Origin of the sequence: Streptomyces prunicolor NBRC 13075, from assembly GCF_000367365.1 — a bacterium.
Classification (GTDB): Bacteria; Actinomycetota; Actinomycetes; order Streptomycetales; family Streptomycetaceae; genus Streptomyces; species Streptomyces prunicolor.
The window spans coordinates 1-12254 of record NZ_BARF01000080.1 but is presented as its reverse complement, the minus strand read 5'-3'; the positions used below and the strand labels follow the sequence as shown (position 1 = coordinate 12254).

The window sequence follows — 12254 nt, the reverse complement described above, 5'->3', positions numbered from 1 at the left end:
GGGCTGTTGAGAGGGGCCGGGCTACCCGCTGCAGTCGGAGTGCGGGCAGGCGCGGCGGAGGTGGTAGTACTCGGCGAGCGTGGTGATCTGGGTCTGGACCTCGACGGGAACGGCGTTGTCGGGCTGGAGATGGCCGGTCAGCCAGGCGTGGTCCGGCGCGCCCGCGCCCGGGTCGAGAACGTGGGTATGAACGTCCGGGCCGGTGCCCCTGGTGCCGTTGACGTACACGGTGACGCCGGTCTCGCGGTCCGGGTCGCGGTCGACGACCACGTCGATCCGGACTGCGGGCACGGGGCGGCGCAGCTTGTAGATGAGCTGGCCGTTGACGCGCAGCTCGTACAGGCCCGCGACCGGGTCGAGTTCGCGCACGATCGAGGGCTTGCCGAGAGGTTCGGTGCTGTCCCAGTGCCCCCAGGCCTCGTCGGCGGTGGAGGGAACGCCGTCCACGTCATGGACGCCGGTGTGACGGGTGACTTGGGTGAGCGTGGTGCGCAGCCGGGCGAGCACCCTGGTGTGGTTGCGGGGGATAGTGCGGATGGGGGGAGTTCCCTTCTCGAACCATGGCGGGTGCGCTCACTCGTCGTCGGCGGTGGCCAGCCGGACGGTCTGGCGGATGGCCGGGTCGTAGCGCTCCAGGGCCTCGGTGCAGGCGAAGTAGGAGTCCTCGTCCTCGCCGGTGGCCATGTTGCGGCCGGTCAGGCGCCAGCCCCCGGTGAAGAGGTCGCCGATGAGGCTCGGCCCGTACGGGATGACCTCGGTGGCGATGCCGATGTATGAGGTCGTGCGGCCGTCACGGCCGGTACGGGTGAGCACGATGCGGTCGCCGTCGGTCGGAGAGAACACGTGAGTCTCCTGGAGGGAAGTGGTTCGGGGGGTGTCCGTCTGGGCTCAGAGCTACGGGCGAAGCCGAACTCGAGGTCCTGATGTTCAGGGGAGAGGGACCGGTGCCGCCCCCCGGGGTGGCCGGGGGCGGCACCGACCGCCTATGCGTTCGGTGACTTCCGCTGACGGCGGGGCCGCACGAAGACGATCCCGAGCGCAGCGCTGACGCCGACGATCGCGCTGTCGGCAGCGCCGCCGAGGGTCAGGTTTCCGGTGAGAGCGATGTAGGCGGAGCCGCCAGCGGTACCGGACACGGTCAGAATCAGGAACTCGGTCGAGCGTCGCACCAGATGCACCTTTCGGCGGAGCGGGGCTGTCCCCCGTTGACTCTTAAGACTCTACGTAGGGAAGGGTTTCGATGCAAGTCTTAAGAGGCGGCCTTTGTGGCGGCTGGCGAGGAGTCCTACTCCAGGACTCCCAGTGCCCGCAGCGCGCGCAGGTGGCCGGCTGCCTGCTCCGCGCCGGCGAGGAGCGCGTCGCGGCGGGACTCCGCCCGCGCCCGTACAGCGAGGGCCTGTCCGGTGAGGTCGCCCTCGCTGAGAGTGTTTCCGCAGGCCACGGTCGCATTGGGGCCCAGGTCCCAGACGAGGAAATTGACCGCCGCGCCGGCCACGGCGAGAGGGTCCAGGTCCTGAAGGCTCCAGGTCCAGTCGCGAGGGTCGACGCCGTGGTCGCGCAGGCGCTGCGCGGCGGCACGGAAGATGCCGCCGGTTCCGCCGGCGGGCTCGTTCACGGAGGCGGAGGCCGGGGGGCGGTCACCGATCGCCAGCGCGACGAGCACGTCGGTGGCGTCGTCCGGCGTGTGGTGCTCGGCCAGCCACGACCTGTCCTCGCCGTGGCGGAGGCAGACGATCGACCAGGACATCAGGTCGACCTCCGAGCGCTCGGCGGGATCCGCCGAGCCGGTGTGGAGCAGCACCCCGTGCTTCAGCGCCGTCTCGGCGACCGCCTTGACCGCGTAGAGGGTGTCGGCGTCGTGTTCCTCCTCGGCCCACCGCAGGAGAAGCCCGGCCGCGCCGATCAGGTCGGGACGGTGCAGGTAGTGCACGGCGGCGACTTGCCCGACCGTCGGGGGCCAGCGCAGGGCAGGCTGGGAGGCGAGGTACCGGGCGAGGTCCGCGGCGTGGGAGGCGCCGGGCGTCTTGTGGGGCCACAGGGCGAGCGCGGCGACCACGCCGCAGGGGATGTCCATCCTTCCGCGGCCGTAGGCGCGGTGCCAGGTCTCCGCGACGGCCTCGCCGAAAGCCGCGCCGTCGGAAGCGCGGGTGGGAAAGGGCGGTGATCGCCTCGCCGGGGCGGGCGCACGCTGAGGGGTGGTGGTCAGTGACGGTCTCCAGGATCAGGGCAGGCAGGGGCGACTGCGGGACGGATGCCCGCACGACGGCGGGGTCCTCGGTGGGCGGCCGGTGGCGGAGGGGTCAGGTTGCGGCGGCCAGCTCGCGTGCGCGGAGCTCGGCCAGCGGCAGCGGCCGGCTCGTCCCGCCGCGGCGGTCGCGCAGGATGGCGACGGGGCCGAGGAGCTCGCGCAGCTCCTCCTCCTTGGCCTCCGCGTGGGCGTACTGCTCGGGCAGGGTGACGAGGAGGTGTTTCCACTGGCGCTGTCCCGCCTTGACGCACGATCCGTGGCAGTTGTTGTGCGGGAAGCCGAGCTCGTACAGCAGCGGGGGTCGCACGCCGAGCGCACGGATCTCGTCCAGGAGCTCGTCCTTGGTCGCGTCGGGACCGTCGGCGAGCGGGAACTGGGTGTGCCAGGGCTGCCAGTTGAGGGCGATGGCCGGGATCCGGCGCCGGTCGCGGTCGTTGGGCTCGATGCCGATGTAGGCGATCGTGTCGTCCGGCGGCGCGTGCTCGCTCATCCAGGCCCGGCACGGCTTCTGCTTGAGGATGAAGGTGCAGTGAGCGAGCCGGTTGTTGCCCAGGAAGCGCTGGTCGGCGAAGACCTGCCACGGGTCGCGCCCGTCGCGGACCACCGTGAGCTTGACGCCGAGCAGGTGGGCGATGTCGTCGGAGAAGCGCCACAGGTCGGGGTGTTCGGCGCGGGTGTCGGCGATCAGGAGGGTCAGGTCCTGGGTGCCGTGCTGCTCGGCGACGCGTACAGCGGTGATCGCGGAGCCGATGCCGCCGGAGAACTGCACGACGTGTTGGACCAAGAACAGGTTCCTTTCAGGGGGAGGCGGTGGCGCCCGGCCTGCCGACCGGGCGGTCAGGCCGGGCGCAGGGGAGTCGGCCGGCGTGTGTTAGCGGCTGAAGGCGCCGGTGCGCAGGTCGATGGTGAGGACGTCGCCGCTGGCGGGCTGGTCGAGGCAGGTCAGATCGGGCAGCAGGTCCTCCAGCTCGGTGTGGGCGGCGTCGAAGGGGGAGGTGGAGACGCCGTCGGCGTGACGGAGCCGGAGGTTGCTGGGCGACCAGTGCGGTGGCATGCCCTCGTGGGTACGGGTGCGGATGCCGACGTGCGTGACGGGCGCGGTGCTGTCGGTCTCGCCCTCTTCGAGGGCCTCGGCGACGACCGTGCGCAGTTCGGCGAGGATCGCGGACCTCTTGCGCTGAAGCATGTGCCGATCGACCCGGTGACCGACCTCAAGCAGCTGCTCGTCGGAGAGCACGGACAGCACGCCGTCCATCAGCTCCGGATCGGTCACGGCCGACGGGCACAGCAGCACCGGCTGCTCCGGCTGGTCATGCAGGACGCTGGCAGGGGAGTTGGGCATCATGTCCTTTCCGTTGTCCCGGGGCGGCGCGGCGCCCGGGGACAACCACTGGGCCGGCGGCGGCTGCGCCGCCGGGAAAGCGGAGGACCGGCGGGACTGCCGGCCCGGGGGCGTTCACACGGAGCGCGGGAGCGCGTACAGGTGGCACTCGCGGTCGTGGCGGGGGTTGTGGCTCTCGCGGGCGTAGCAGCAGCAGTGCCGCAGCGGGGCGGACAGGCAGTCCGCGATGAACCGGGCGGCAGCCGAGGAGTCCTGCGCGCAGTCCACCGTCCCGCCGTCGCCGGTGAGGTAGACCGGGTCGCCGACGGCTTCTCCCCGCTCGTCGTGGAGGAAGACGCTCCACCCGGTGTGCTGGGCGGGAACGTGGCGGAGCGAGCCCGCCTGGTCCGCGACGACCAGCGTCCCGTAGGTGTCGCGGCCGAGCTGGATGGTGACGCTGACCGTGTCGCTGTGCCCGCCGTAGGCGACGGACAGCCCGTTGCCCGGCGTGATGCCGTGGACGGCGAGCGCGGACAGGAGCGTGTTGCCGGCGATGCTCGCCGGATGCGACATCCATGCGGCGACCGCCCGCGCGCACACTTCGGCCTCGGCGGCCAGGGGGCCGGGAGCGGCCGTGCTGTGAACGGTGGTGACCTCGTGGTAGTCGGGCGGACCGTCGGGGATCCACGCCGAGGCGGTGAAGCGGGTCCGGTCCTCGTGCGGCTGCTGCGGACCGGTGGTGTCCCACTGGACCGTGACGTGGGCGCCGTCGAAGGCGTTCGCCTTCGGTACGGCGGCCGGGTAGGCGATGACCACGCCGTCGTCGGGGTCGTAGTGAGCGCCCAGGCCGGCGGCGGTAAGCGCGCCGAGGACCGTGGTCACCGACGGCAGGACAGGTGCTGAGGTGGTGATGGACATCGGGGCCCTTCGAGGTGTCCGGGCGATGGGCGTGCGCTCCCCGCCGGCCCCGGGGCGCCGCAGCACCCCGGGACACCATCTGGGGAGGACAGCGGCTGAGCCGCTGGGGAGGCCGAGGGCCGGGCGGAGTGCCCGGCCCGGGCGGCTGCTACCGACCGACGCCCTGCGCGGCCGCCTGAACGACGACCGCCAGACCCCCGAGGGCGGAGGCGAGCTCGCTCTCGGTGACCTTGACGGCCTGGAGCGGTACGGGCGCGGAGGCGGGGGCGTCGATCCCGTTGAAGACGCGCAGGAGGCTGCGGATCATCTCGCGGGTCTCGTCGCTGGTCGGCGCCTCGACACCGGCCGACCGTGCCGCCGTCGCCATCTGGTGCTGGGCGAGCGAGGCGATGTCGTCGGCGCTGAGCATGCCGTGGTGGGTGATGTGCAGGTAGTAGGCGGTGGCCAGTGCCTTGCGGACCTGGTTGAAGCGCCTGTAGGTGCTGGAGGCGAGGCCGGGCGGCAGGATGTGCTGGGCCAGGGGCAGTTCGACGATGGCGCGCGGGATGACTGTCTCCGATCGACGGGTGTCCGGGCCGGTTCTTCGGCGCCGGTTGCGTGTGAGGCCTTGGGCGGCCGCACGGCGGTCCGCAGTGATCTGCGGGCGTCTCAGGGGGGCGGAGACCCGCCCCCTTTCGACTCTTAAGACTATACATGAAGGAGGGTCGTGACGCAAGTTTTAAGAGTCGAGAGTGGTAGGGGCGGCCTAGCGCGCCGGGCCGGAGCGCTAGGCGCCGTCCTCGCTGAGAACCCACGCGTAGGTCATCGTGCCGAGGACTGAAGCCCGGCGGGCGTACACGCGGTTTGCGGGGCGGTGGAAGGAGACCGTGGCCTGCTCCTCGCCGTCGAGGATCGCCAGCAGCGACGCACGCAGCATGCGGAGGGGCAGGGACGGCCTGCGGCCGGGCGCGGCGAGGCCGTCCCGCTCGGCCAGCCGCCTCGCGGATTCGTGGGCGGGGACGAAGTGGTGCACGCCGTTGCGGTGGCCCTGCGGCAGCAGCACGTACGGGACCGCGCTGCGCCCGGGCGCGAGGACCAGGCCGTCGATGTCGCCCGCCGAGACGGGGGTGCCGGGCAGAGCGCGGTCGTCGGCCGGGGTGTAGGGGATGAACCGGACCGCGTCCGGCTCCTGCGGGTACCACAGGCGCCCGACCGCCGTGCGGTCGGTGAACGGCCGGGTGTCCTCGGCGAACAGGTAGTTGACCCACCGGCCGCCCCACCGCTGCCAGACCTGTGGACCATGCACGGCGGCCAGCCGGTCGTGGTCCCAGAACCGAAGGGGTGCGGGGCAGGTTGGAAGCGGTGTCGCGGGAGAGAGGGTGTCGGTCATGCGGTCCTTATGTCGGAGGGTGTTGGTTGCCGGCCGGGCGGCCGGGGCGTCCTGGCGCGCGGGCAGGGCGCGACGGCGGGGCCGGTCAGTCGGCCGTTCCGCACGGGGTGCAGGTCACTTCGAGGGGTCGGCCGCTGGCCAGGGACTCGGTGGCGAACGGGCCGTTCATCCCGCACTTGGTGCGGGCGTTGCTGATGTTGGCGTACGACCAGCCGGGCTGGATGTCGTGCGTCTTTCCTTTGTGCGTGAACCGCGCGACGTGCTCGGCTTCGCGTGCCACGGGCGCGCCTCCTTCGGGTCGGGGGACGGGGGTGGGGAACGTGCCCGGCGGGGCGGTCGGCGGGCGGCTACAGGCCGAGGGTGTCGGCGCACTTCAGCGCCTCGCCGTACTGCTCTTCCGTGAGCACGCCGACGCCCTTCAGGCCGGTGAGGTAGACGCGCAGACGGCCGTCGGAGGCCAGCCAGCCGTTCACCGACCGGCCGAGCGGGCCGAAGTCGGCCCAGATCAGCAGGTCCTGGCCGGTGATCTCGTGCAGGCGGTGAACGGCCCTGCGGTACGGCGCGCGGGCCTCCTTCAGCGCGTCGACGAGGGCCTGCGCCTGCTCGCGCTGGGCGCGCTCGTCGGCTTCGGCCGCCGTGTACGCACGCTGCCACTCGCCGAAGTCGGGGTGGGAGGTGATACGGGCCCGGATGTCATCCAGGGCGCCGACCCGGGCCATGCGCCGCTTCTCGGTGGTCACGTACATGCGCGCGGGGGAGTGCAGGTCATGCCACGGTTCGCCGAAAACGGCCATGTCCGGCGTCTTGTCCCACGTTCCCTCCGGCACCGCGACGGGCCGCAGGATCACCGTCCGCGTGCTGGAGGAGGCGACGCGCCTCCACGAAGCCCAGCTGAGGGCCCGCTCCAGCGTGAGGGGCTGGTGCGGGCTGTAGATCACCACCAGGTCGTCCCTCCGCAGCTGGCTGCCTTCGGTGACCTCGGCGATGTGAGCGTCCGGCAGCGGCGGCCACAGGTCCGCGAAGATGCTCCTGGCCAGGTGGGCCGCGCGGTCCTGCGCGGCGGTGGTCGTCATCGCCTGCCTCCCGCGCGGACGCGGTCGTAGGGGTCACCGCGGAGCACCTCCGCGATCTCCTCCCAGGTGGTGGAGATGCCCTCCTGCTCGGCAACGCGCAGGATGTCTGCGATGCCGAGGCCCCCGTAGCGCGCGCGGAGAGAGGCGTGCAAGGTGCGGATGCGATCGCGGCGCTCGGCAGTCGCGGCGGCACGGCGGCGGTGTCGGGTCAGGAAGCGCGTGATCATGGTCCACCGGCCCTCATGAGTACGGGATACGGGCGGCGGGCGGGATTGAGACCCACCCGCCGCCCTCTTGACTCTTAAGACTATACATGGAGGGTGCGGTGAATGCAAGCCTTAAGAGTCGTGCGGGTGCAGGGTGAAGCACAGGGAATCGCCGAACTGGGGGGCGAGGAACTCGCTCAGGCTGGCCAGGGCGTCGGCGACGAGCGTGCGGCTGAGCGCGACCGCGTCCTGCAGAGCGTGCCCGTCGCCGCTGATCAGCAACGGCCCGTCCGGGTCCCACACGAGTCCCTCGTCGGTCTCGGCGATACCGAAGGACACGTGGGCCGCGTCGGGGGTGATGGGGGAGCCGACGGCCTCCCACAGTGCGGACAGGACGTCGTCGAGGAGCGCCTTCGGCAGGGCGCGACCGGTGTGGTTGGTGCCGTCGTAGGCGTGGGTGACGACGACCGCCGGAGGGCCGAAGGCGTGAGCGCCGGTGAGGGGCGATCTATGCCGGCGGGCTGCGGGGGACCGGGTGATGGTGTGCTCCTGTCGTTACGGGGCTGCGCCCCGGTCTGCTGGGCGCGGCGGGTTCCTGGCCGGGCTACGCGGCGTCGTGGTCCTGGGCCGGTGCGACCGCCTTGACGTGCAGGACGGTGTGCAGCACGGCCCACGCCGTCGAGGCGGCCATGGTGGTGAACCCGGCGGCGGCGGTCCAGTTCAGATCCGTCTGATAAGCGGCGAAGCTGAGGACGTAGCGGACGGCCAGGAACAGCCCGGCCATGTCGGCGACGACCGCCGCCGCAGCCCATCCCGGCCGTGTGACGAGCGGGGCCGTGTGCGCGCGCTGGGGGTCGAGGCCGCGCAGGTCGGTCCCGGCGGACACGATGACGATCGCGAGCAGGGCGGCGAGCGTCGAGACGACCAGGAGCCACAGGGGCAGGCTGCCGAACGTCATGGCCAGGACCAGGCCGACGACGGTCGTCACCGCGATGGCCCGGTGGAGCTTGCGGCACCAGCGGTGCGGCTGGGCGGAGGTCGGGCGGTAAGCGCGGGACATGGAAGATTCCTGTTCTCGGGGGGCGGGCTTCGGTTCGGCCGTGAGCGGAACGTGCCGCAGGCCCGGGGGTGGTTCTCCGGCGGGTCAGGTGTCCTCGTACTCGTCGCCGCAGTCGGCGCAGGTGCGCACACGGCAGTCGTCGTCGGTGCAGCCGTGGCCGACGCACGGTTCGTAGAGGTGGCCGTGGACCTGGCACGAGGTGAGTTCGTGGACGGGTGTGACGTCGGTGGGCGGGTGCTCCATCGGTGCTCCGGTGTCGGGGGAGCGGCGGCCGGGGACTCCGGCCGCCCTCTCCTGCTGGCTTCAGACGACGCGCATCCCGAACAGCCGGGGGCTGTCGTCGACGCGGCCGCACAGGTCCTCGGAGCACGGGCCGCAGAGGTTGGAGCAGCCGCACTCGTCGAGGTTCAGCACGTGCCAGCCCGCGTCGTGGGTGCCGTCGTCGCCGTCGTCGAGGAAGGGCGAGGCCTTCCCGCACTCGGCGCACTCGATCCGGTCGAACTCCGTGACCTCCAGGTGCAGTTCGGTGATCTCGGGGAGGGTGATCGTCACGGGGTTCACTCCTGCGCTGTGGTGCTTCGGCTGGGGAACCCCCGCCCTCTGCCTCTTAAGACTCTACGTTGACGACATGGTGAATGCAAGTCTTAAGAGACGTTGGGGGTCGGTTGCCGATACGCGGAACCGGTGTGCGCGCCGAGGTGGTCACGGGACCGCTGGGGGCCGGCGCCCCCCGGACGACGAGATCAGGCGAACTGCACCACCGTCGCGGTGGCGTTGTCGCGCCGCGCGGAGGGGAAGGACACCGCCCTGCGCACGAGCGCGGAGGCGGCACCGCGCGGGGTTGCGGCCGCCAGGGGCGCGCTCATGTCGGCGCCGTTGTCCTCGAACGGCGCGTAGGTGCCGTCGGAGACGAGCAGCAGCCGCCCGCCCCGGGCGCTCAGCGGACGCGCCGTGCCGATCTCGCCCGACGCGCCGTCGTAGCGCCGCAGGCTCGACGTGACCATGTGGCGGAAGCTGTACGGAATGTTGGTGAGCCCCCGCGCGCGCCGGGCCTCGGCCTCGTTGTGGTCGACGGTGAGCTGTTCCGGTGTTCCGTTGGTCGGCCTCCAGTAGGCGCGGGCGTCGCCGCACCAGCCGATACGCAGGGCGCCGTCCGCCGTGTGCACGGCGATGACCGCCACGGCGTCAGGCGCGCCGAACACGTCCTCGTAGCCGTCGGAGTCGGACACCGTCCGCGCGGCCGTGACGGCCGCCTCAGGGCTGCGGGTGACCGCGGCGACGCGGGCGAGTACCCCGGCCTTCTCGCGCGTCCAGGCCTGTACCTGAGCCGTGGTGCCGATGCCGTCCAGGAGAACCCAGGCGCGGGCGCCCGACTCGGTCGCCACGGCCGTCGCGTCGCACTGGACGGGGCGGTCTCCGATGGCCTGGGCGGTGGCGTAGGTGATCACGTGGTGAATCTCCAGGGGGTTGAGGGGTGGAACAGGGGGAGCCGGTCCCGCCCGGCGGGACGGGACCGGCGAGGGGTGCTCACATCCACTGGGGGGTGGGGCTCGCGAACGCCGGGACCTGGGTGCAGCCGTACGCGTACGGGCCCAGGTCCTTGAGCGCGTTCAGCTCGCCGTACGCGTCGCACACGACGCAGTGCGCGCCCTGCTTGTCGTCGTTGATGTAGAGGTCGACGACACGAAGGGTGTGGGGCTTGGTCTCCTTCGGCGTGGCGACGGTGGAGATGATCAGGTCCTCGGTGCCGAAGAGGGGCGCGGGGGTCTGGGTCGCCGTCATGTCGTCTGTCCGTCCTTTGCTGGTCTGCCGGTGGGGGGCCGATCCCCCCTTCGTCTCTTAAGACTCTACATTGAGGGTCGACGACGATGCAAGTCTTAAGAGTCAATAGATGGTTTGTGGTGCTGATCACGCCGCGCTGCACGGGCGGCGGCGGATCGCAGGCGCGGTATCCGCGCCTGCGGCGCTACGTGCCCGGCTGCGGGGCGGCCTGCTCGGTCAGCCCCAGGCGGATGGACTGCTCGACGTCGTCCGCGACGCCGACACGGGCGTTGCGCTCCGCCTCCACGGCGGCGTTGTCGCGGTACTGCCCGATGCCGTAGTCGGCATAGTCGACCGGGCGCCGCGCCTCCTCGGCCGCCTCCAGGGCGCCGCGTACCGCCTCGATCAGCTGCTCGCGGGTCGCCGTCGCCAGGAGCGCCTCGATCTCCTGCTGCCTGTTGCTCACCGGTACTCCTCGGGTGTCAGAAGGGGGAGGGGGTGGCCCCCCGCCGGGGCGGGGGGCCACAGGTCGGTCAGAGCCGAGTGCGCTGGACTCGGTAGCGGCGCGCGTCGTGGTGGCCGACCTTGGCCAGCGCGTTGCGGCCGTTGATGGTCTTCTCGCCGCCGAGGGCGTCGGCGTGGTCGCGGGCGATCTGTCGCCAATGGGCGGCGTCCGTCTCGGCGGGCTCGCCCAGCAGGACCCACTCCGTCAGGTCCGCCAGGTTGTCCGACACGGTGAGAACGGTCTCGAAGCCGGGGAGGGAGACGGTGTAGCCGTTCTCGTTCACGAGGCGGAGCTGAAGCACTGGAGGTCCTTCCGGTGGAGTCTCGGCGGGGTTCCCTTCCGCCCTTCTGACTCTTAAGACTATACATGACTGATCCGGTGAATGCAAGTCTTAAGAGTCGACCTCTCTGTGTGGGTCAGAGCTGAGAAAGGCGCTGCATGAGGGAGACGCCGTGCGGTACGCGACGGTCGGACGCGCCGGGCACCTGGACCGTCCGGATGCTGGCCGTGCCGCCGAGCGACTTCAGGAGTCGGCTGGACGCGTCCGCGAGCGGCCAGGGCCCGGAGTACCAGGAGTCATTGGGCGCGCACGCCAGGGTCAGGCCGTAACCCCCGTCCGCGCGCCGCTCGGGAGTGAACCAGTGGCGCAGGTAGAAGCGGTGCCAGTAGTCGGACGCCGCCTCATGGGGATGCCCCGCGTACGGCTCTCGCTTGATCGTTACGTCCGACCGGCCGAGCGCCCACGTCACGCGGTGCGGCTTGTCGTCGAGCCAGGCGAAGACGTCGGCGTCGGCCGTCGTCACCGTCCAGACCTCTTCGTCCGTCCACTCCCCGCCGTCGGCCGCAGGAAGCTGCTTGGGCCCGACGCCGGTGACCACGGCCGTCTGCGTCCCGTCGTTGTTGCCGCGCAGCCACGCGCCGCCCATGACTTCCGCGAAGTCGTCGCCTGGCGACCAGGGAGCCGGTACATCGGCGAACGCCTCACGGGAGAAGACGTGCTCAACCTCGACGAGGTGGGTGAAGGGAGCCTCGGACTCCGGGATGCCTCGCGCCGCGCGGAGGATGTTGCGGGTCAGGCTGCGGTTCACGGTGTCTCCCCGGTTCGTTCCGCTGTGTCTCTTAAGACATTACATGCGGGCGGGAGTGAACGCAAGTCTTAAGAGTCGCACCATCGCTATGCAAGGCGTCTTTCTGCGTCTCTTAAGACTTGCGCATCGCGATCCCATCCGTGTAGAGTCTTAAGAGACAGGGCGGCTCGGACGGGCCGCCTCCACTCGCAAAGGGGCTCGCCATGACCGCCGCCGCCACCGTCACCTCGCAGGACGTCCTGGAGGCGGGCGCGATCGTGCGCTGCCCCCGCTACGTCGCAGGCGAGAGCACCGGACTGCGCAAGGCTGTTGTCCTGGGGCTCTACCGGGAGGGTGACCCCACGGGCGGCTACCGGGTGTACTTCTACACCCTGGGCGCGGCCGGTTTCGTTGAGCGCACGGTCGGCATCGCGTTCCGTCGTGAGATCGACCTGCTGGGAACGGTCGAGGACATGTCCGAGCGCACCCTCGTCCGCATCTGGCGAGGCCTGGGTGACTTCCCCGGCTCCGCCACCGCCCGCTACCGCGTGCAGCGCATGGGTGTACGCCTGCGCAAAGCTCGCCTCGGCAGGTAGGTCGAGCCCCGGATCCGATGTTGCCCGTCCCGCCTCGGGTGGCGTCGGATCGTCACGCGCATGCGTCTCTTAAGACTTGCGTTGCATGTGATCGAGCTGTATAGTTTTAAGAGTCGAGAGGGCGGGGGTG

22 protein-coding genes are annotated in these 12254 nt (G+C 71.3%); 1 reads left to right on the top strand and 21 read right to left on the bottom strand.

The window, feature by feature from the left end; genetic code table 11:
- Nucleotides 1–21: 21 nt before the first annotated feature.
- The 21 genes from SPR02S_RS33420 to SPR02S_RS33320 all read right to left on the bottom strand — a co-directional run bounded on the left by SPR02S_RS33420 (nt 22) and on the right by SPR02S_RS33320 (nt 11549).
- Nucleotides 22–507, bottom strand: a complete 486-nt coding sequence (locus SPR02S_RS33420; protein ID WP_019061388.1) for a hypothetical protein — start codon at nt 505–507, stop codon at nt 22–24.
- Between the two features lie 66 nt (nt 508–573).
- On the bottom strand, nt 574–843 hold the full coding sequence (locus SPR02S_RS33415; protein ID WP_019061387.1) for a hypothetical protein: 270 nt from the start codon (nt 841–843) through the stop codon (nt 574–576).
- Nucleotides 844–983: 140 nt separating this feature from the next.
- A complete protein-coding gene (locus tag SPR02S_RS33410; protein WP_019061386.1) occupies nt 984–1169 on the bottom strand; it encodes a hypothetical protein in 186 nt (61 codons plus the stop codon).
- Between the two features lie 116 nt (nt 1170–1285).
- A complete protein-coding gene (locus SPR02S_RS33405) occupies nt 1286–2074 on the bottom strand; it encodes an N-6 DNA methylase (protein ID WP_019061385.1) in 789 nt (262 codons plus the stop codon).
- A gap of 226 nt (nt 2075–2300) precedes the next feature.
- The gene (locus tag SPR02S_RS33400; protein WP_019061384.1) at nt 2301–3032 is read right to left on the bottom strand and encodes a phosphoadenosine phosphosulfate reductase domain-containing protein; all 732 of its coding nucleotides are present in this window, start codon (nt 3030–3032) and stop codon (nt 2301–2303) included.
- A gap of 87 nt (nt 3033–3119) precedes the next feature.
- Complete coding sequence (locus SPR02S_RS33395) at nt 3120–3593, bottom strand: hypothetical protein (protein WP_019061383.1); 474 nt, start codon at nt 3591–3593, stop codon at nt 3120–3122.
- A gap of 111 nt (nt 3594–3704) precedes the next feature.
- Complete coding sequence (locus SPR02S_RS33390; RefSeq protein WP_019061382.1) at nt 3705–4487, bottom strand: hypothetical protein; 783 nt, start codon at nt 4485–4487, stop codon at nt 3705–3707.
- A gap of 148 nt (nt 4488–4635) precedes the next feature.
- Nucleotides 4636–5202, bottom strand: coding sequence for a hypothetical protein (locus SPR02S_RS33385; RefSeq protein ID WP_019061381.1), 567 nt, complete (start codon nt 5200–5202; stop codon nt 4636–4638).
- 51 nt (nt 5203–5253) lie between these two features.
- Nucleotides 5254–5856, bottom strand: a complete 603-nt coding sequence (locus SPR02S_RS33380) for a hypothetical protein (protein WP_019061380.1) — start codon at nt 5854–5856, stop codon at nt 5254–5256.
- An 85-nt stretch (nt 5857–5941) separates the two neighbouring features.
- Complete coding sequence (locus SPR02S_RS33375; protein ID WP_019061379.1) at nt 5942–6136, bottom strand: hypothetical protein; 195 nt, start codon at nt 6134–6136, stop codon at nt 5942–5944.
- Nucleotides 6137–6203: 67 nt separating this feature from the next.
- Nucleotides 6204–6929 (bottom strand): hypothetical protein, encoded by a 726-nt coding sequence (locus SPR02S_RS33370; RefSeq protein ID WP_019061378.1) that lies wholly within the window; start codon nt 6927–6929, stop codon nt 6204–6206.
- Nucleotides 6926–7156, bottom strand: a complete 231-nt coding sequence (locus tag SPR02S_RS33365) for a hypothetical protein (protein WP_019061377.1) — start codon at nt 7154–7156, stop codon at nt 6926–6928. The genes SPR02S_RS33370 and SPR02S_RS33365 overlap by 4 nt, the downstream gene beginning before the upstream one ends.
- A gap of 111 nt (nt 7157–7267) precedes the next feature.
- The gene (locus tag SPR02S_RS33360; RefSeq protein WP_019061376.1) at nt 7268–7474 is read right to left on the bottom strand and encodes a hypothetical protein; all 207 of its coding nucleotides are present in this window, start codon (nt 7472–7474) and stop codon (nt 7268–7270) included.
- 265 nt (nt 7475–7739) lie between these two features.
- Nucleotides 7740–8195 (bottom strand): hypothetical protein, encoded by a 456-nt coding sequence (locus tag SPR02S_RS33355; protein WP_019061375.1) that lies wholly within the window; start codon nt 8193–8195, stop codon nt 7740–7742.
- 84 nt (nt 8196–8279) lie between these two features.
- Nucleotides 8280–8438 (bottom strand): hypothetical protein, encoded by a 159-nt coding sequence (locus tag SPR02S_RS64090; protein ID WP_019061374.1) that lies wholly within the window; start codon nt 8436–8438, stop codon nt 8280–8282.
- 60 nt (nt 8439–8498) lie between these two features.
- Complete coding sequence (locus SPR02S_RS33345; RefSeq protein WP_019061373.1) at nt 8499–8747, bottom strand: hypothetical protein; 249 nt, start codon at nt 8745–8747, stop codon at nt 8499–8501.
- Between the two features lie 191 nt (nt 8748–8938).
- Nucleotides 8939–9643, bottom strand: coding sequence for a PP2C family protein-serine/threonine phosphatase (locus tag SPR02S_RS33340; RefSeq protein ID WP_019061372.1), 705 nt, complete (start codon nt 9641–9643; stop codon nt 8939–8941).
- A gap of 79 nt (nt 9644–9722) precedes the next feature.
- Complete coding sequence (locus tag SPR02S_RS33335; protein ID WP_019061371.1) at nt 9723–9977, bottom strand: hypothetical protein; 255 nt, start codon at nt 9975–9977, stop codon at nt 9723–9725.
- Between the two features lie 184 nt (nt 9978–10161).
- Nucleotides 10162–10422 (bottom strand): hypothetical protein, encoded by a 261-nt coding sequence (locus tag SPR02S_RS33330; protein ID WP_019061370.1) that lies wholly within the window; start codon nt 10420–10422, stop codon nt 10162–10164.
- Nucleotides 10423–10489: 67 nt separating this feature from the next.
- Nucleotides 10490–10762, bottom strand: a complete 273-nt coding sequence (locus SPR02S_RS33325; RefSeq protein ID WP_019061369.1) for a hypothetical protein — start codon at nt 10760–10762, stop codon at nt 10490–10492.
- Nucleotides 10763–10877: 115 nt separating this feature from the next.
- A complete protein-coding gene (locus SPR02S_RS33320; RefSeq protein ID WP_019061368.1) occupies nt 10878–11549 on the bottom strand; it encodes a hypothetical protein in 672 nt (223 codons plus the stop codon).
- 203 nt (nt 11550–11752) lie between these two features.
- On the opposite strand from SPR02S_RS33320, the gene SPR02S_RS33315 reads away from it, so the two are divergent.
- Complete coding sequence (locus SPR02S_RS33315; RefSeq protein ID WP_019061367.1) at nt 11753–12124, top strand: DUF6409 family protein; 372 nt, start codon at nt 11753–11755, stop codon at nt 12122–12124.
- The last annotated feature ends 130 nt before the right edge of the window (nt 12125–12254 follow it).